The 21685-nt window shown below is 50.1% G+C and carries 3 protein-coding genes and 2 pseudogenes; all 5 read right to left on the bottom strand.

All coding sequences use genetic code 11. The features are described from left to right. Positions 1–17: 17 nt before the first annotated feature. The 5 genes and pseudogenes from NYE22_RS20250 to srfAA all read right to left on the bottom strand — a co-directional run bounded on the left by NYE22_RS20250 (position 18) and on the right by srfAA (position 21545). Entirely contained in the window at positions 18–6302 is a 6285-nt protein-coding gene (locus NYE22_RS20250; protein ID WP_342412792.1) for an amino acid adenylation domain-containing protein, read from the bottom strand. Between the two features lie 72 nt (positions 6303–6374). Further along, positions 6375–7547: pseudogene (locus NYE22_RS20255) on the bottom strand (condensation domain-containing protein); the annotation flags it as partial. After that, positions 7493–7633: a competence protein ComS gene (comS, locus tag NYE22_RS20260; protein ID WP_010886404.1), complete on the bottom strand. Its 141-nt coding sequence runs from the start codon at positions 7631–7633 to the stop codon at positions 7493–7495. The pseudogene NYE22_RS20255 and the gene comS, both read right to left, overlap by 55 nt. A gap of 43 nt (positions 7634–7676) precedes the next feature. After that, a pseudogene (gene srfAB / locus NYE22_RS20265) lies at positions 7677–10769 on the bottom strand (surfactin non-ribosomal peptide synthetase SrfAB); the annotation flags it as partial. Between the two features lie 12 nt (positions 10770–10781). Then, positions 10782–21545, bottom strand: coding sequence for a surfactin non-ribosomal peptide synthetase SrfAA (gene srfAA, locus NYE22_RS20270; RefSeq protein WP_342412092.1), 10764 nt, complete (start codon positions 21543–21545; stop codon positions 10782–10784). Positions 21546–21685: the final 140 nt, after the last annotated feature.

Raw genomic sequence — 21685 nt, forward strand, 5'->3', positions numbered from 1 at the left:
TGTAATTCCCTTGCGTTTTATTTTAAATTCTCCTCAAGCATGTCAAAGATATCTCCCATCTCGTCCATTTCAAGGTCGTCGGCGCTAAAGTCGCTTGGTGTGAATTCCTTGTCTTCTTTTTCCGTGCAATGGCGGATTAACATCAGGAGGTTTTCTTTAAACCGTTCCATTCGCTCTTCAATCGTGGCTCTTTCAAACTCCTTTTCATTGTAGGAGCAGGAAAGCACAAACCGGCCGTTTCTGATCATGCCGCTGAAGCTTAAAGCGTACAGCGCCTCTGATTCTCCGCTTACTTGGCGTCCCATATCGAAAGCGGACGGTTCAAAGAAATCGGTTTTGACTTCGCTGTCGAATTGGCCCAAATAGTTGAAGCTGATCTCCGGTGTGAAGCCCTTTATTTCCGCTGTTTCTGTGAAATAACGAAGAATGCCGTAGCCAACACCTTTGTCCGGAATGCGGCGCAGGTTTTCTTTGACTGTTTTGATCACAGCCGAGGCATCTGCGTCAGATATGTCGAGCACAACAGGGTATTGTGCCGTAAACCAGCCGACCGTTCTGGAGATATTCACATTCGGGATGATGTCCTCCCGGCCGTGTCCCTCAAGGTTAATGCCGATTTTGGCACCCTTTGTCCATTCTTTCATTGTCAAACCGAGCGCGCTGAGAAGAATATCGTTGATTTCAGTTCCATATGGCTGATGAACATCTGTTAAAAGATGCTTAGTGTCTTCTTCCGTTAATTCACATAGGACAGATGATGTATCCTTGACGATCCGCTGCTCTGTTTTACAATCCTTCGGTAAAGGAGAAACCTGTTCAGCGGCAATTTGCGACCAGTATTCAGCCTGCTGTAAAAGATGCGCTGATTGGCTGAATGCCGCCAGTTCTTCCGCCCAGTCCTTGAAGGAGTTTGTTTTTTGCGGGAAGACAAGGCTCTCTTCTTTCTCAGCCTGCATGTAGCCTGAAGCAAAATCTTCAAGCAAAATCCGCCATGACACACCGTCGACCACGAGATGGTGTACAGCAATGAGCAGGTGATCCCCAGCTTCTGTGCGATATTGCTCCGCCTTTAGAAGCGGCCCGTTTTGCAGATCGAGACTGCTCTGCAGCTTGTTCGCGAGAATTTTAATCTGGCTTCTCAGCATCTCTTCATCGGAGCCGTACAGATCCACGATTTCAAAGCTGACTTTGCTTTCGCTGATTGGTTTATATGCTTGCAGGATCTCTCCGTTCTCCTCACGGTAAACCATACGAAGCGCGTCATGATGCTCGATCAGCGCCTGCAATGTTTTCTCCACTCGTTCAGGATCAAAGCCCTTCGCGGCGTGAAGCATCACCGATTGGTTCCAGTGGTGCTTGTTCGTGAAGTTCTTTTCAAAGAACCAGCGCTGGATCGGCGTCAGGATGACTTCGCCCTCCACCGGGCCTTGGTCTGCCTGTTTGCCTTCGGCACGCTCTACGTACTGGGTGAGCTCTTCGATCGTCGGGTGCTGGAAGAGATCTTTCATTTCCAGCTTCCAGCCGTGCTGGTTCAAGCGGCTCGCCATTTGAATTCCTTTGATGGAATCTCCGCCAAGCGAGAAGAAATTGTCGGTGACACCGACTTCAGACATTCCAAGCACGTCCTGCCAGATGCCGGCAAGCAGCTCTTCCATGTCGGTCGTCGGCGCTTTGTATTCTCCGCTTCCCGCTTCGATGTCCGGCTCAGGCAAGGCTTTGCGGTCCACTTTGCCGTTTGCCGTAACCGGAAGCTCGTTCAGCGTCACCCAGAACGCCGGGATCATGTAATCTGGCAGGGTTTCCTTCAGTGCTGATTTCAGTGCTTCTATGTCAGCTGTTTCCGGTGTGACATACGCCGCGATCGCTGTGTTGCCGCCTTTATCTTTGACAGCCGTCACCGCCGCATCCTGCACCTCAGAAAGCTGGGCGAGCTGGACTTCAATTTCTGAGAGCTCGATCCGGTAGCCGCGAACCTTGACCTGCTGGTCGATCCGGCCGATGTATTCGATGCCGCCGCCCGTCCATTTCACCAAATCGCCGGTGCGGTACATGCGCTCACCCGGCACAAACGGATCAGCGACAAACCGCTTCGCGGTTTCGTCTTCTCGATTCAGATAGCCGCGTGCCAGTCCGCGCCCCGCCACGCAAAGCTCTCCGGCTACGCCTTCCGGCTGCACCTGATTGCCCTCGCCGAGGATGTATACTCTCGTATTGGCAATAGCCCGTCCGATGGAAAGCGAGCCTTCCTCCGGATGGATTTCTGTACTCGTGGCAACGACCGTATTCTCTGTCGGCCCGTAGTTATTGACGAGTGTGTACGGCTTTTTCACTGCCCGCTTCAGCTTGTCTCCTCCAGTGAGCAATACGCGAAGTGATGTGTTCTCAAGCTCCATGAACTGTTCCGCAAGCTGTGTCGGCAGGAACGTGATCGTTACGCCGTTCGTTTCGAAGTAATCGTTCAGGCGGACGATGTCGAGGCGGATCGCTTCATCAATGACGTGAAGTTCAGCACCGATCGTCCAGGTCGGGAACATCTCCCAAATGGAAGCGTCGAACCCGAAGCCCGCGTACTTCGCACTGCGGTCCTCCGCTGTCATGCTGAACGCGTCGTGGTGCCAGAAGCACAGGTTCACAAGCGCATGGTGCTCGACCATGACACCCTTCGGCTGTCCGGTCGTTCCAGACGTGTAAATCATGTACGCCAAGTTCTCCACGGTTACAGCCGTCTCTGGATTTCCCTCGTCGTTTTCATCAAGCGGCAGGCTTAGAATCGTGCGGCTTCCGTCGAGAAGAATGACATCTCCCGTATAGCTGTCCGGCACTGAAATGCCTTCCTGTTTCAAGAGGAGCTTCGCGCCGCTGTCCTGTAAAATATACTCAATCCGCTGATCCGGGTAGTCAGGATCAATCGGCACAAACGCCGCTCCGGCTTTCAAGACGCCGAGCACCGCGGCGGACATTTCAAGCGACGGCTTCGTGAGAACGCCGACGCGGTCATCCGGGCTGATGCCGCAGTCCATCAAAATCCGTGCAAGACGGTTTGCCTTCGCATTCAGCTCGCCGTACGTCCAAGACTGGCCGTTGTATGTGACAGCCGGGCGGTCTTTGTGGCGCTGGACAGTCTCTTCGAATAGCTGATGAACCGTTTTGTCTGTCGGCACAGGCAGCGCTTTACCCTTCCATGCCTCAAGAAGCGCTTGCTTTTCTGTCTCGGTGACCAGTGACAGGCTGGAAAGCGGCTGGTTCGGGTTATCCGCAACAGCCTTTAGTAGCCGCAGAACGTATTCGCTCCATTTTTCAACTGTTTCTTTCGCGAACAGATCTGTCGCATATTCGAGCTGCAAGCCAATGCCATTTTCATCAGTAAATCCGCCCAGTGTCAGATCAAACTTAGAAGTTCCCTGATGAGCCTCATAAGGTGAAATGCTCAGATTTTGCAATGTAAGCTGTTCTTTATCAGGGTTTTCTGTCGTCACCATCACATTAAACAATGGGTTTCGGCTCATATCCCGAGGGAGATCAAGCTGATTAACCAGATCTTCAAACGGATACTCCTGATGCTCAAGCGCTGACAGGTTCGTCTGCTTTGCTTGCTCCAAAAGCTCCGCAAATGTTTGCTGTTCTTTCGCTTCCATTCTCAGGGCAAGTGTATTGACGAACATTCCCGGCATGTCCTGAACATCAGCATTCGTCCGGCCGGCAGTAACAGAGCCGATGACGATATCCCGCTGTCCGGAAATTTTGCTTAAAAAGACGTGGAAAACAGCATGGAGCACCATGTGCAAGGTCGTTCCGGTTTCCGCAAGCAGTTTTTCTACCGCCTTTGCCGTCTCACTTCCCGTACGGAAACGGATCGTATCTCCTTTAAAGCTTTGCACAGGCGGACGGGCGTAATCGAGCGGGAGATCAAGCTCTGGCAGCTCGCCTGAAAGAACTGACATCCAGTACGCCTCATGCTCCTTCATCCGTTCTTTTTGCTCAGCTTCATGTTGCCAAACGGCGAAATCTTTATAATGAAGCGCCGGCTCCGGAAGCTGCTCTCCTTTGTAAAGCAGCGCCAATTCTTTTACAAAAATGCCTCTTGAGACGCCGTCTGCGATGATATGATGCATATCTAAAAGCAGCAAATGTTTTTTCGCTTCTATTCGAAGCAAAGCTGCGCGAATGAGCGGTGCGTCGTTTAAGTCGAATGGCCGGATAAATTCCTTAATCTTTTGGTCCGCTTCGTCTTCTTTGGCTTCAAACACATGAAGATCAACCTCCGCCTTCTCAATGATGCGCTGAACAGGCTCACCATTAGCTTCCATAAATGACGTCCGCAATGATTCGTGACGGTTCACAAGCTGATTGAGTGAATCGCGCAGGCACGAAATATCAAGCTCTCCTTCCATTAGAAGAACAGATGGCATGTTGTAGCTTATCGTCTGGCGGTCAAGCTGATTGAGCACGTACATCCGTTTCTGTGCGGATGACAATGGATACATATCCTGCTTGTCAGCCGGTTTGAGGACTTGATGGCCGCCTGAAACGGCAGACGCCTCCATATAAGCCGCCAGCTGGCGAACAGTCGGCTGCTCGAACAGTGCTTTAAGCGGTACGCTTTTCTCCAATTCCGCCTGAATGTTGGCAATCAGCATCATCCCTTTTAATGAATGGCCGCCTAAATCGAAAAAATTGTCGTCAATGCCGATGGCTTCTATGCCAAGCGTTTTCTGCCAAATGCGGCATAAACTTTCTTCAAGCGCTGTCTCCGGTGCGGCCAAGGCCTTGCCTCCGGATTGTGCCGCGTTAGGCTTCGGCAGAGCGTTTCTGTCGGTTTTTCCGTTTGCCGTCAGCGGAATCGCGTCAACCTGCACAAAGAAAGCAGGAATCATATGAGACGGCAGTGTTAGGGAAAGCTGGTACCGGAGCTCTGCTTTTTCAATATCTTGATCCGACGTATAATACGCGCAAAGCTCTTGAAGACCGCCCTCGGAAACCGCTAGTACAACCGCTTCTTGAATTCCGCTGAGGCTGAGCATGACCGTTTCAATTTCTTTCGGCTCAATGCGGTAGCCTCGGATTTTCACCTGATCATCAGCCCGGCCGATAAATGCAAGCGTACCGTCAGAAAGTCTTCGTACGACATCTCCGGTTTTGTACATGAGGCTTCCCGGCGAATATGGATTTTCTACAAATCTCTCGGCTGTCAGCTGAGGCCTGTTGAGATACCCTCTCGCAAGCCCCTGTCCCGTGATATAGAGCTGTCCGCTCGCTCCCGGCGGCACAAGCTTCAATGCTTCATTTAAGACAAGCACGCCGGCATTCGCAATCGGGCGTCCGATTGTCGGGCGTTTCGCAAATGCATCCGGCTCAGACAGATCAACCCGCCCGGCAATGGCGCCGATCGTTGCTTCTGTCGGGCCGTAGTGATTGATAAATTCGGTATGTCCATACATCTTACGGAAGGCGAGAACATCAGTCGGGATGATTTTTTCTCCTCCCAAGACGATCAAGCGCAAGGATTCAAAGTTCGCATCTTTTGCAAAACTGGCGGTGTTCACTATTGTATGGAACAGAGACGGTGTCAGCTTGATATATGTGATCCCATGCTCCTTGATATAGTGCGCTATTTCATCCGGCGCCGTATAGGTTTCCTTCTGGACGATATGGAGCTCGCCCCCGCCCAGAAGTACAGGGAACATGCTCGTATAGCCAAGGTCAAATGCGTAAGATGAAAGCAATACAGTCTTATCATTTTCCGTCAGGCTCGCCTCTTCACTAAACCAAGAGACATAGTTTGTCAGATTACGATGCTCAATCTGCACGCCCTTTGGCTTTCCGGTCGTACCGGACGTATAAATGACGTATGCAAGATTGCGAGACCCGGAAATGGATGATGGGCGCTCCTTGCTTTCATTTCTCCATTTACCGTCATCAAGGCTGACGATTGTCCCTTCATATTGCCCAATAGCCGTCATGTTTCTTTCATTCACGACCGCAATTTTTGCTCCGCTGTCCTCTAATGAATAACGGATTCGTTCTTCAGGTGTATCAGGATCAATCGGAAGGAAAGCTGCCCCCGCCTTCATGACACCGAGAATGGATACCATGACTTCAGCTGACCGGTCCATAACAATCGCGACAATGTCTTCATTTCCGGCCCCTTGGGCACGAAGATGATGCGCCAGCTGGTTCGCCTGTTCATCAAGCTCGCGATAGGTCAGCAGATTTCCGCCAGCCTTCACCGCAGGATGGTCAGGTGTTTGCTGGGCCTGTTTTTCAAAAAGAGCGGCAAAGGTTGCTTCGGTAATTTGAGTCATATGTCTTTCTTCTAGCAAAGCAGCCGTTTCTGCAGATGAAAGCAGATCTACATCAGACAGCCGAACGTTCGGATTAGCCGCGGCCGCTTTGATGATATTGACAAAGTGGCGGCTCCAGCGGCGGATCGTCTCGTCCTTAAACAAGGCAGTCGCATAGTCAAAGCTTAGGCCGATATCCTCTTCACGCTCGACCGCCTCCAAGGAAAGATCAAATTTCGCAACATGATGAAGCATGGAATACGAGGAAATCTTCAAATCTCCTAATCTTAATGAAGGAATCTCCATATTCTGCATGTTGAACATCACGCTGAACAGCGGACTTCTGCTTGTATCCCTTGTAAGCGGAAGCTTTTCAATCAACTCCTCAAGCGGATAGCTCTGGTGCTCGAATGCTTGAAGGCTGGCTGTTTTGACCTCTTCAAGAAATTGCGCGAAGGTTTTATCTCCCGCTGGTGCCGTTCTGAGTGCCACCGTGTTGACAAACATACCCGGCACACCTTGCAGATCAGGATGTGTTCTGCCAGCTGTCGGCGAGCCAACAATGATATCATCCTGTGACGCGTACTTGGAAAGGAGTACATTGAACGCCGCCAGCAAAAACATGTACATTGTCGTATCTGTTTCTGCCATGAGCGATTTGATTTGAGCCGTGATTTGCTTATCAAGCCCAAACATCACGCGCTCTCCCGCAAAGCTCCGTTCAGCTGGCCGCTCGAAATCCGCGGGAAGATCCAGTATTGGCAGTTCGCCTTTAAAGACATCGAGCCAGTATTCCTCATCTTTTTGATAATTAGTTTGTTCTTTGTGCCAAACTGCGTAATCTTTATAGTGAATTTGTGGCAGTTCCAGATCTGCGCCTTGATATATTTTGGCAAGATCACCGATTAGAATGCCTGTTGAACTTCCGTCAGTAATAATATGATGCATATCAATGAGCAGCAGGTGGCGTTTTTCTTCCAGCTGGACAAGCTTCGAACGGACGAGCGGCGCGCGGTTTAATTCAAACGGCTGAACAAATGCTTTGATTATCTCTTCCGCGTCTTCTTCCCGTCCCTTGGCAGCCGCCAGCTGGAACGATATGTTTTTATGAACGGTTTGCACAACCTCTCCGTCGATCATGTCAAACGATGTACGGAGGATTTCGTGCCGGTTGATTAATTGCTGAATCGCGTTTTCAAGCCGGTCTTTATCTACTTCTCCCTCCAGCAGAAGTACAGCGGGGACGTTGTAGCTTGTGTTTGCTTGTCCAAGCTGATTGAGGATATACATTCTCCGCTGGGCCGGGGATACAGGATAATGCTGCTGATAAGATGCTTGCCTGATCGGTTCAAACGTCTGCTCCTCCTTGCTTTCGTTCTCTTCCAAATACAGTGCCAGTTCTTGAATAGTCGGCTTTTCAAAAAGCACTTTTATCGGAACTTCCTTATGAAAATGCTCTTGAATTTTCGCCGTCATCATCATCGCTTTCAAAGAATGGCCGCCGATCATAAAGAAGTTATCGGTAACGCCTGCTCTGACGCCGAGTATTCCTTCCCAGATCTCCGCTAATTTCTTTTCACTCTCTGTTTCTGGTGCTGCGTATTCCGGCTGCACGGCTTCTGATTGCGGTGCAGGCAGTTCTTTTTTGTTGATTTTCCCGTTTGGCGTGAGCGGCAGACTGTCCATTTGAATCAGGTGGGCAGGGACCATATAGTCAGGCAAAGACTGAGACAGTGTTTTTCTCAGCTCGCTCACAGCCACTTCACGGTCCGCCGTAAAGTACGCGCAAATTTCATTTTCATCCGCTTTGTTCTTGCGGATGATCACCGCAGCCTCTGTCACATGCTCAGCCATGTTCAGTTTTGTTTCAATTTCGCCAAGCTCAATTCGGAAGCCGCGCACCTTCACTTGGTTGTCGATTCTGCCTAAAAATTCGATATTGCCGTCCGGCAGCCATCTTGCCAAGTCACCAGTGCGATAAATTCTCTCACCCGGTCTGAACGGATCTTCGAGAAATTGCTTCTCTGTCAGCTCAGGGAGATTGACATACCCACGCGCTACACCGATTCCGCCTACGCAAAGCTCACCAGGCGCGCCAATTGGCTGCAGGCATTGCTGCTCATCCAGGATGTAAGCAGTGGAATTTCCGATCGGCTTCCCGATTGGGATAGAGCCGCCATACTCGCGGTCGATCAGAAAACTGGTTGAAAATGTCGTGTTTTCTGTCGGGCCGTATCCGTTCCACAATGAAAGCGACGGCGATGCCTGTTTTACTTTGCTGACAATATGCGGGACAAGGGCATCTCCGCCGATGATTAAATGGCGCAGTGTGCCGAACATACCCGCATCCTTTGCAGCAAGCTGGTTGAATAAAGGTGATGTCAGCCACATCGTCGAGATTCTTTGCTCACGCAGAAATGCAGCAAATTGTTTCGCATCAAGCAGCGTCTCTTTTTTGACCGGATAAAGCGCTGCGCCATTCAGCAGTGCGCCGAATACCTCAAACGTTCCGGCATCAAAGCTGACAGCTCCCGTTTGCGCCATGCGGTCCTCTTCAGTAACAGGAACGTACCCTGCATTTTTGACGAGGCGCAGAATGCTTTTATGTTCGATCATGACGCCTTTCGGTTTGCCCGTTGAACCGGATGTGTACATGATGTACGCCAAATCAGACGGGGCGGATGGCAGGTTGAGATTGTCAGCCGCTTCACGCTCTTCAAAACCTATGTCCAGTGTAAGAATCGGCACTTGCAGCTGATGCGCCTGCCCTGTATAAGAATTTCCGGTCAAAACCATTCGAACGGAGCTGTCCTCTGCCATGAAACGAAGACGATCCCCAGGAAGCGCTGGATCAAGTGGCACATATACGGCACCTGCTTTTAAAACAGCCAGCATGCCGACAACGGTTTCTACTGAGCGGTCGTTCATAATCGCTGCTGTTTCCCCTTTTTGAAGCCCTTGTTCGACAAGCTTTCTCGCCAGACGGTTGGCCGCTGCATTCAGCTCGCGGTACGTCAGCTCGACTCCTTCATATACGACGGCAGTGCTCGCCGGCGTCCGTTTTGCTTGCTCTTCAAACACCTGATGAATAGCCATTCCTTCAGGGAGTTCGGCTTTCGTGCTGTTAAACACCTCGACAATTTGCCGCTGCTCTTCGTCTCCCACAAGCCCGTACTCACGCACAAAAGCGGCCGGCTGATCGACAGCTGCTTCCATCATGCGGGTAAGGTGCTCCGCTGTCCGTTCGATAAAAGCGGAATCAAAGGCGGCTCCGTTATATTTAATTTTGACGGTCCATGTTTTGCCTGGATACACAATCAGGTTGAAATCGAAGCTCGTTTGTTCAAATGCGCTTTCTACCTTAATCGAAAACCCGAGGCGGTCTTCCATGCTGCCGTTTTCAAGCTCTTGATCAAGCGGATAATTTTCAAACGCGACCAGATGGTTTAAGAGATTGCCATCAAGAGCTGAGCGTTTTTGAATCTCATAGAGCGGCACGTAATCGTAACGCTCTGCCTCTACTGCATGCTGCTGAACAGCTGTGAAAATATCAGCGAATGCAGCATCTCGTTCAACTTTCACCCGCACTGGAATGGTGTTGATAAACAGCCCCGCCATCGTTTCAATTCCGTTGATTTCAGACGGCCTTCCTGAGACGACCGTTCCGAAGACAACATCATCCGTAAAGTTGTATTTGCTGAGAACAATGCCCCATACGGCCTGAAATAGGTTAGGCCCTGTCACTTGATGGAGATTTGCGGTTTGCTGAATACGGGCAACCAATGTTTCGTCCCATGTAAAGGAATATTCTTTATTGACGTATTCGTCTTTTTTTACAGGCAGGCGGCCCGGGAGCACGCTTGGCTGTTCAAAACCCGCCAAGCGCTCGCTCCAGTAGCTCTCCGCTTCTTCATTGTCCTGTTTTCCAAGCCACTTGATGTAATCGGAATAAGGCTTGCCCTGACCGTTTGCCGGTGTCCTGCCTGCTCTGAGCGCTTCATAGTTTTGGAACAGGCTTTTCATGAGGACGCCCATGCTCCAGCCGTCCATCATAATATGATGATTGCTCCAGACAAGATACAGCTGATCTGCATCAAGGCGGAAAACCGCTACCTTGAACAATATGTCTTTTGCCAGGTTAAAGCCTTGGCGCTGAACGTCTTGTTTGTAACGCTCAATGTGCTCTTTCTGGCGGTTCTCGTCTGCATGACTGATATCCTCATAATGCACCTTTGTTTTGCGTTCCGCTAACACGACCTGACGCGGTTTTTGCAGCTGCTGATGCACAAATACCGTACGGAGAATATCGTATGACCGAATCAGTTCATTGACGCTTTTCTCAAAGATTTCAAGATCAAAAGCGCCGTGAATCCCAAGCTCTAATTGTGTGAAGTACGAGGAAGAATGCGGATCAAGCATCGCATGATACAGCATTCCCTCCTGCATTGGTGTCAGTGCGTACACCTTTTGAATCGATTTTTTGCTCATATGCCACCTCTATTAGAAAATTTCCATTAATTTATCCAGCTCATCCAGCGTCAAATCGTCGTCACCAAGATCACTCGGGGTCAGTTCCGTTCCATCTTGAGATAGGCAATGTTCAATGATTCTGAGAAGATGCGCTTTAAAGCTGTCACTGAATGTTTGTACTGTTTTTTCATGAAATTCAAGAGAATGATAGGCCAGTGACATCGTCAGTTTTCCGTTTTCGATATATCCGACAACATCCAGCGCATTCGGTTTTTCTGTTTCAGGGCTTAATGACTGTCCTGACGGCAGCTCTGATCTCGTAAACAAACCTGCATCCGACATTTCGTCAAACTGACCTAAATAGTTGAAGCTGACATCCGGCTGAATCGAGAACGCCACATCTTCTTTATGTTCGGGCGCTGTCAAATAGCGCAGAATGCCGTATCCGACTCCCTTATTCGGCACATGTCTAATATCTTCTTTCATTTGCTTCAGCTGGTAGCCCAGATCATCCGCATGCTTCATATCGAGCACCATTGGGTACATACTTGTAAACCAGCCGACTGTGCGGGAAATGGTCAGGTCTTCTATGATTTCTTCACGTCCGTGCCCCTCTAAATGAACATTTACTCGATCCTGACCCGTCCACTCCTTCATTGCCAATCCGAATGCCGTCAGCAAAATATCATTCATTTCTGTGTGATATGCCTCATGCACCTTTGTGGTGAGCTGTTCTGTCTCTTCAGCAGTCAGCGAGAATTCAATTGTCTTTGTATGTTTCATTCGCTGATCACCAGATTCGCGGTCTTTCGGAAGCTTTGCCGCGACTGCTTGTTCTTCAAGCTGTCTCCAATACTCTTTTTCTTTCAAAAAGGCTTTGGAGTTCGCGAAGTCTTGCAATCTCTCTGCATACTCTGCAAATGAATGTGTTTTCTGCGGGAGAACCGGTTCATTGCCTTGCTCAAGCTGTGTATATACTGCGGCGAAATCCTCCAGTAAAATCCGCCACGACACGCCGTCAACCACTAAGTGGTGAATGGCAAGAAGCAAGTGGTCTCCGTCTTCCGCTTGGAACAAGCCTGCTTTTAACAAGCCGCCTTCCTGCAAGTCGATGCTGCTTTGCAAACGCTCCGCTTCTCTCTCTATACGGTCTTCGTAATCTGCAGCTTGGCCCTCAATCTGGATGATCTCCAATTGAGCTGAAGCAGCTTCAAGACCTCTGTTGTATTGAATGACGTCTTCCTGTCCCTCACGGTAGACCATACGGAGCGCGTCATGATGCTCGATCAGCGCCTGCAATGTTTTCTCCACCCGTTCAGGATCAAAGCCCTTTTTGGCGTAAAGCATCACCGATTGGTTCCAGTGGTGCTTGTTCGTGAAGTTCTTTTCAAAGAACCAGCGCTGGATCGGCGTCAGGATGACTTCGCCCTCCACCGGGCCTTGGTCTGCCTGTTTGCCTTCGGCACGCTCTACATATTGGGTAAGCGCCTCGATCGTCGGGTGCTGGAAGAGATCTTTCATTTCCAGCTTCCAGCCGTGCTGGTTCAAGCGGCTCGCCATTTGAATTCCTTTGATGGAATCTCCGCCAAGCGAGAAGAAATTGTCGGTGACACCGACTTCAGACATTCCAAGCACGTCCTGCCAGATGCCGGCAAGCAGTTCTTCCATGTCGGTCGTCGGCGCTTTGTATTCTCCGCTTCCCGCTTCGATGTCCGGCTCAGGCAAGGCTTTGCGGTCCACTTTGCCGTTTGCCGTAACCGGAAGCTCGTCCAGCGTCACCCAGAACGCCGGGATCATGTAATCCGGCAGGGTTTCCTTCAGTGCTGATTTCAGTGCTTCTATGTCAGCTGATTCCGGGGTGACATACGCCGCGATCGCTGTGTTGCCGCCTTTATCTTTGACAGCTGTCACCGCCGCATCCTGCACCGCAGAAAGCTGGGCGAGCTGGACTTCAATTTCTGAAAGCTCGATCCGGTAGCCGCGGACCTTGACCTGCTGGTCGATCCGGCCGATGTATTCGATGCCGCCGCCCGTCCATTTCACCAAATCGCCGGTGCGGTACATGCGCGCACCCGGCACAAACGGATCAGCGACAAACCGCTTCGCGGTTTCGTCTTCCCGATTCAGATAGCCTCGCGCCAGTCCGCGCCCCGCCACGCAAAGCTCTCCGGCTACGCCTTCCGGCTGCACCTGATTGCCCTCGCCGAGAATGTATACTCTCGTATTGGCAATGGCCCGTCCGATGGAAAGCGAGCCTTCCTCCGGATGGATTTCTGTACTCGTGGCAACGACCGTATTTTCTGTCGGCCCGTAGTTATTGACGAGTGTGTACGGCTTTTTCACTGCGCGCTTCAGCTTGTCTCCTCCAGTGAGCAATAGGCGAAGTGATGTGTTCTCAAGCTCCATGAACTGTTCCGCAAGCTGTGTCGGCAGGAACGTGATCGTTACGCCGTTCGTTTCGAAGTAATTGTTCAGGCGGACGATATCGAGGCGGATCGCTTCATCAATGACGTGAAGCTCAGCGCCGATCGTCCAAGTCGGGAACATCTCCCAAATGGAAGCGTCGAATCCAAAGCCCGCGTACTTCGCACTGCGGTCCTCCGCTGTCATGCTGAACGCGTCGTGGTGCCAGAAGCACAGGTTCACAAGCGCATGGTGCTCGACCATGACACCCTTCGGCTGTCCGGTCGTTCCAGACGTGTAAATCATGTACGCCAAGTTCTCCACGGTTACAGCCGTCTCTGGATTTCCCTCGTCGTTTTCATCAAGCGGCAGGCTTAGAATCGTGCGGCTTCCGTCGAGAAGAATGACATCTCCCGTATAGCTGTCCGGCACTGAAATGCCTTCCTGTTTCAAGAGGAGCTTCGCGCCGCTGTCCTGTAAAATATACTCAATCCGCTGATCCGGGTAGTCAGGATCAATCGGCACAAACGCCGCTCCGGCTTTCAAGACGCCGAGCACCGCGGCGGACATTTCAAGCGACGGCTTCGTGAGAACGCCGACGCGGTCATCCGGGCTGATGCCGCAGTCCATCAGAATCCGCGCGAGACGGTTTGCCTTCGCATTCAGCTCGCCGTACGTCCAAGACTGGCCGTTGTATGTGACAGCCGGACAGTCTTTGTGGCGCTGGACAGTCTCTTCGAATAGCTGATGAACTGTTTTGTCTGTCGGCACAGGCAGCGCCTTGCCCTTCCATGCCTCAAGAAGCGCTTGCTTTTCTGTCTCTGTGACCAGTGACAGGCTGGAAAGCGGCTGGTTCGGGTTCCCAGTAACTGCATCTAAAAGCTCCATCCAATATTGCTTCCATCGTTCAATCGTTTCCTGCTTAAACAGAGCTGTATTGTATTCGAGTACGAATGTAAGCCCTCCGTCGGTTTCGTCAACCGTCAGCGTGAGGTCAAACTTGGCTGTTTTCCGTTCAAACGGATGCGGCTCAAGCTGAATCCCTTTCATTGTTAAATCCTTTATATTCGCATTTTGCATTGAAAAAACTGCATCGAATAACGGGTTTCTGCTTGTGTCACGCTGAACTTGAACATTTCCGATCAAATCCTCAAGCGGGTAATCCTGCGCATCAAATGCGCTGAGTGCCGTTTCTTTCACTTCGTTAAGATAGTCAGCAAAGGTCTTTTCACCCTTCGGATACGTGCGAAGCGCCAATGTATTGACGAACATTCCGATGACGCGGCTGACGTCCGCTTGAGATCGTCCGGCCACAGGTGAACCGACGATGATATCGTCTTGCCCGCTAAGTTTTGATAAAAATGCACTGTATGAAGCCAGAAGCACCATGTAAAGCGTGGAATCCGTTTCTTTTGCAAGCCTGCGCAGAGCATCAGCTTTGCCTGCTTCTAATGAAAATGCAATGCGGTCTCCCTCAAATGTTTGAACGGCAGGCCGACTGTAATCAGTCGGAAGCGTCAGCACCGGCAGCTCTCCGTCCAGCTCCTTCAGCCAATGCTCTTCTTGCTTCTTGTAAAGCTCAGACTGAATGAACTGCTGCTGCCACACGGCATAATCCTTATATTGAATACGGAGCGGCTCAAGGGTTTCTCCGTCGTACAGCTTTGAAAGCTCCTCAATCAGCACACCGACAGATGCACCATCAGAAATAATATGATGCATATCGAACAGCAGCACATGCTCAGTGTCTGAATGCTTGATAAGCCCTATTCTGAACAGTGGAAGTTGGTCGATTTTGAAAGGCTTAATAAACTCAGAAACGATCCGCTCTGTCTCTTCTTCCGGGGCTTCGAAATAGGCTATCTCGCACTCAGCCTCTTCCCAGATCCGCTGCACCGTTTCTCCATCTTTTATTTCAAACGTGGTTCTCAAGGCTTCATGACGCTGCATTAACTGCTGCATGACGCTGTTAAGCCTTTCAACATCAAGCTCACCTGTCAGGCGCAGAACCGCCGGCATGTTATAGCTCGTTTGCGCATCCTCAAGCTGCTGAAGCACGTACATCCGTTTTTGCGGTGAAGAAACAGGATACGTATCTTGTTTCTCTGCCGGGCTGATACTTGCGGCTGTCCCTTTTTCAGCAGAGGCAATCACCTGTGCCAAGCCCTCAACCGTCGGTGATTGGAAGAGATCCTTGAGTGACAGCTCAACGCCCAGTTCCTGATGAACCAAGGCAAGCATCTTCATGCCTGCTAATGAATGTCCGCCAATGTCAAAGAAGTGGTCATAAACGCCGACTTGTTCTGCCTGAAGTACCTGTGCCCAAATGTCTGCGACTTTTTGTTCCGTTCCATTGCGTGGCGCAACATATGAAACACCTCTTGAAACGTTGGCATCAGGAATCGGCAGCGCTCTCCGGTCAATTTTTCCGTTCCCTGTCAGCGGCAGCTCGTCCATTTGGATAAATACCGCAGGAACCATATATGCCGGCAAGTCCTTCGCAGCATGCTCTCTCATCTCTTGTGATGAGATGTCTCCCTCTCCGACATAGTAAGCACACAACAGTTTATCTCCCGCTCCTTGATCAACGGCAAGCACAACACTCTCCTGAACACGATCATGGGTTTGCAGCTGATGTTCGATTTCTCCAAGCTCGATGCGCTGTCCGCGAATCTTCACCTGATGGTCGATTCGCCCGATAAATTCGATGTCGCCATTCGGCAGCCATCTCGCAAGGTCTCCCGTTTTATACATGCGTTCGCCGGATGTAAACGGATGGGGAACAAATTTCTCCTCAGTCAGTTCTGGACGGTTGTAATAGCCTTTCACGAGTCCTTCGCCGCTGACGCAAAGCTCTCCGGCAATCCCGGCAGGCTGCACGTGTCCCGTACGGTCAAGAATGTATACTTCCGTATTGCTGACCGGTTTTCCAATCGGAACAGACAGCGTGTGCTCCTCCAATTCATCAACCGGATGATACGTCGCGAAAACCGTGCTTTCAGACGGTCCATACATGTGAAGGAGCTTGCCCTTTCCAACCGTTTGCAAAGCTTTTCTGACATGCTCAACCGAGGCCCGTTCCCCGCCAAACATAATCTTGCGAAGCGTTGACAAGCATGCCGGATTCAAGTCCACAAGCAAGTGGAACAAAGCGGTTGTAATCATGAGAATGCTGATGTTCTCCCGTTCAATGACGCGGGACAGGCGAGCCATGTCCAAAACGGTTTCCTTCGGTATCAGCACCAGCTTGGCTCCGTTTAACAAAGAGCCGAACATATCGAACATAAACGCGTCAAACACGTAATTGGAAAGACCGAGAATCGTATCCTGTTCTGTAATGCTGAGATAATTCGTTTCCTTCACCGTGCGGAGGATATTGGCATGTGTCACGATATTCCCCTTAGGTGTTCCAGTCGTTCCGGAAGTATACGTCAGGTTGGCCATTGCTGCAGAATCAAGAGGCAGTGCGAGATTTCGCGCATCGGCATGATAGCTTTCTTCCTCATCGACTAGCACGATAACGCCCTTAAATTCCGCTTCTTCCGCCAAAGCCTTTAATTTCCTCTGAGTGAGAAGCACCTTTGCTCCGCTGTCACGGAAGAAATGCTGCATCCGCTGAATCGGATGTTCCGGATCGATCGGAACATAAGCCGAACCTGATTTTAATACTGCCAAGATCGACACAATCATATCCATTGACCGCTCGCATAAGACAGCCGCAGTTCTGCCTTCGCCAGCTCCAAGAGAAAGAATGCCGCGGGCTAAACGATTGGCCCGTTCATTCAGTTCACGATAAGTGAGTGATTCGCCTTCATATTGAAGCGCAGTGTGGTCTGGCGTATTCGCCGCTTGCTCCTCGAACAGCTGAACAATTGTTTTATCTTTAGGATAAGGTGTTCTGCCCGGGTTAAACTGCTGAATTTGCGAAGCGGCCTCCTCTTCAGAAAGAAGCTTATACTCAGAAATCGGCTTCTCTGGATCAGCCGCAGCATCTTCAAGCAAACGCGTAAAATGCGTAAGCAGCCTGTTTGCCGTGCTTTGTTTAAACAGCTTTGTGCTGTAATCCAAATCAAGCTCAATGCCTTCATCGATTTCTCTCGCCTGCACCGTCAAATCAAATTTGGCAATCTTGAAATTGGTCTCATGAACAGACAAGGACAGATCGCCGACAGCCGGAATGCCCTCTGTCGCGTTTTGAAGGCTGAACATCGTGTCAAACAGCGGATGCCTGCTAACATCACGCGGGATGTTCAAATCTTCAACAAGCCACTCAAACGGATAGTCCTGATGAGAAAAGGCATTCAGCACCCGTTTGCGGACACGCGAGATCAATTGGGTAAACGTCTCGTCCTGCTTCACCTCACTGCGAATCGCAAGCGTATTGACGAACATCCCGATAATGCCCTCTGTATCGGAGTGATTTCTGCCCGCTGACGGTGTCCCGACAATGATGTCATCCTGTCCCGTATACTTTGACAAAAGCGTATAGTAAGCGGACAGCATCACCATATATAAAGTGGCGCCGTTTTGTTCAGCCAAACGATTGAGGCGATCCTTTACCCCCGCATCCAGCTTGATTGACACCCGATCCCCTTCAAAGCTTTGAACAGGCGGTCTTGGGTAATCGGACAGAAGCTGAAGCACCGGGAGCTCGCCTGCAAAGACTTCCTTCCAATAAGCCTGGTCCTTCTTGTACCCTTCAGCAGCCTGTCTGCTTTGCCATACAGCGTAGTCCTTATACTGGAGACGAAGCTCAGGAAGCTGTTCGCCTTTATAAATGCGTGCTAACTCCTCCAGCATAATGCCAATCGATACACCGTCAGAAATCAAGTGGTGCATGTCAAACAGCAGCATATGACGGTTCTCTTCAAGCCCCAGCAAACCGATTCTGAACAGCGGAGCTTTCGCCAAATCAAATGTCCGAACGAATGAAGTCATAATTGCCTCATCTGAGCGGCCGCCTCTTTCAATCATTTCGATGTTGAAATCAACGCTATCGTGAATGTTCTGTCTCGGCGTGCTGTTTTCAAGAACAAATGACGTTCTCAAAGACTCGTGGCGTCGGATTAACCCCTGAAATGCGCGCTCCAGCTTTTGAATATCTAAAGGCCCTTCCAGAATTGCTGCCGCAGGCATGTTGTAGCCGACTCCTGCATCCTCGAATTGGCTGACGATATATGTTCGCTGCTGTGCCAATGAAAGCGGGTAATGCTCCTGTTTTTCAGCAGGTTCAATCACCGAAAATGCCCGGCTTTCTCTGTGATCAGCTTCCTCTGCAAGAGCCGCAATCGTCGGATGCTCAAACAAAAATTGAAGCGGAATCTCGATGCCTGTTTCCTTATGAATCTTTGTTAAAAGGGTCATGGCCTTCAATGAATGCCCGCCCGTTTCAAAGAAATTGTCAAAAATCCCCGCCTTCTCAACGTTCAGCACGTCCTGCCAAATGGCTGCGATTGCTTTTTCAGTCTCATTTCGCGGCGCTGTATAGGCAGTGCCGCTGACAGCCTTCACCTCTAGTGCAAACAGCTTGCGGCGGTCGACTTTGCCGCTTGGCGTAAGCGGAATTTCTGTCACTTCTGTAAAGTAAGCCGGCACCATATAGTCAGGAAGCTGTCTGGCCGCATGCTCCCTCAAACCGGCTGGCGCAAATTCGCTTCCAGGCTTCTGCACAACATATGCGCAAACCTCAAGATTTCCCTGTTCGTCAGGGCGTGCCAAAACAACGGCTTTTGCAACGTCTGGCGCCTGCTGAATCACGGCTTCAATTTCCCCAAGCTCAATCCGGTATCCGCGGACTTTGACCTGGTCGTCCTCTCTGCCTAAATATTCGATTGTTCCATCTGGAAGCCAGCGCACCACATCCCCGGTCCGGTACATGCGATCGCCCGGCACGAATGGATCTTGTAAAAACTTTTCTTCCGTTAATTCAGGCAAATGCAAATAGCCTCGGCCCACACCGTCTCCCGCGATATAAAGCTCGCCCGCCACGCCTTCAGGCTGTAGCCGGCCTTTTTGATCCAAAATATATAAGCGATTGTTCCCCAGCGCTTTCCCGATCGGCACATACGCTGATTGAACTGCACTCTCAGGGATAACCGGATGAACAGACGCGTCAACGCACGTTTCAGTCGGCCCGTATACATTGGTCAAACGCGGCGCTGTGCCTGCTTCTTTAAACAGCTTCAGCAGCTTGTCCGCAACAACAGATGACAGGCCTTCTCCTCCGATCAGCATGTGCTTCAGTTTTAGGCCTTCAAAATCGCCTGCTGCTGCCAGCATTTGCAAATGAGCAGGTGTTCCATCCGTCGCCTCAATGCTGTTTCTCCGATAATATGCAGTAAGGGCGGCCCCGTTCGTCACTGTTTTCTTCGGTACGATATAAAGGGTTTGTCCCAAAAGAAGCGACGCGAAGATCTGCTTCACTGACGCATCAAAGTGGAACGGCGCAAGCAATGCCATCCGCAGGGTTTGGCTGCCGCTTTGATAAATCGTCTGCTGCAGAGATTCAACCAAATGATGAACCTGGCGATGCTCGATCATAACGCCTTTCGGGCGTCCGGTTGTCCCCGATGTGTAAATAATGTAGGCAAGGTTCCGTGCGTTCACATCTGCATTCAGGCTTTCTTCTGCACCTTCCGCAATCGCCTGATCTAAGTCAATCAGCTCAGCATCGGCTTCAGGCGCCGCAACCTTCGATTCAGTCAGGATGAAGTCCGCCCCGCAATCCTCCAAAATATATTGAATGCGCTCAGCAGGAAAACCCGGATCAATCGGCACATAGGCTCCGCCGGCTTTTAAAATCCCCATGATAGCTGTAATCATCCGTTCAGAACGTTCAATCAAAACCGCGACAGGACTGTCCGGGCCAACCCCTTTTTGTTTCAGCACATTGGCGATGCGTGCGGATTGTTCATGTAACGTTCGATAGGACAATGTACGACCTTCAAATACAACCGCTGGATGATCTGAAAGCTGCTCAGCCTTTTCATGGAACAGTTCCGGGATCGTCATGTCCTTACGGTAGCTCACAGATTCACCGCCGGCCCTCGCAAGCAGCTTCTCTTTCTCCGCATCAGAAATCATCGTTAATTCATCAATTGTATGTTCTGGATGCGTTAACGCGTTCTCCAGCATCGTAATCATGCGCTCACAAATCATGTTGATTTCTTCACGTGAAAATAAATCAGTGCGGTAATCAAAATCGATGGTGAGTTTCCCAGTATCCCATCGATCCTTCACATGGATCGAGACATCATTTAATCCGCTGCCGCTGAAAATCGGCTCAGTCAAAAAGGCAAGGTCCTCTTCTTTTTGCCACTGCATCACCTGATATTCAAGAGAAACAGTAAACAGCTTGGTCAGAGAGCTCTTTGTTTCACGCAAATCGTTGATCAGAAGATTATACGGGTACTTTTGGTGGCGGAGTGTCTTCATGAGATCCTTCATCCGGTCTTTGACAAATTCTGAAAACGCCTGCCCGCCGTCAATGTTTGTCCGAAGCGGAACCGTAGAAACAAACATGCCAAGCATCTGCTTCTCTTTCGCATTTGTCCGATTGCCCATAAAGGTTCCCGTCACAACATCATTCTGGCCGCTGACCCTGTACAAATAGGCGGCGAGCAGCGATTGAAATACCGAAAGAACACTGACTTTATTCGCCTCACAAAACGACAGAATCTGCTGATGAAGCGCTTCAGGCACATCTTTAGAGAACCTCTCAGCATCTAAACTTCCCCCTGCGGATGCATTCCGTTTCAGGGAAACAAGTTCAGGCACCGATTCAAATTGCTTGTTCCAAAACGCCTTGTCCTTTTCAAACCGCTTCGATTGAGCATATTCCTGTTCAGATAAAACATGATCGATAAATGAATGCGAGATTCCTTCTTTTGTCTCTGAGCCGCTGGCTAATTCTAAATAAGTGTGCATGATCGCATTCCCGAGAATATTCATGGAGATACCATCAGAAATCACGTGATGAACATTTGCGTAAAACCACACTTCATTTTCCTTTATGGTGAACAAGGAAAAACGGAACAAATCACAATCGTATAGCGGCAAAGGTTTCTTCGTTTCCTCCCGGCTCCATTGTGAAATAAACTCTATCGCATTCGGATCTTCAGTAGTGTCAGTATGTTTTATATCAACAGGCCGATACTCGCTAATATATTGAACAGGCTCCCCGTTTTCATCTAGCCGCAACCGAAGGCGCATGGCGTCATTTCTGCGAATAAACTCTTGAATTGCCTGCTCAACAAGCACATAATCAATCGCATCAGCTGAAACCAGCTTACCAATCCCCGCAAGATTTGAAATGCTCGTGTGAGGATAAAATTTTTCTGTGTACCAAATTCGTTTTTGTGCATCCGTTAAAGGGTAAAAAGTTATTTCCATATTGTCATACCTCCCCTAATCTTTATAAGCAGTGAACATGTGCAACGCATTTTCTCTTTCTTATCCATATCAGCTTTTAATTCTTATGAACTAACAGCCGAAATAGCCCAAAGTACTACACTTAAAAAGCAGAGCTTCCA

Origin of the sequence: Bacillus sp. FSL K6-1560 (genome assembly GCF_038592935.1) — a bacterium.
In the GTDB taxonomy this organism is placed as follows: Bacteria; Bacillota; Bacilli; order Bacillales; family Bacillaceae; genus Bacillus; species Bacillus subtilis.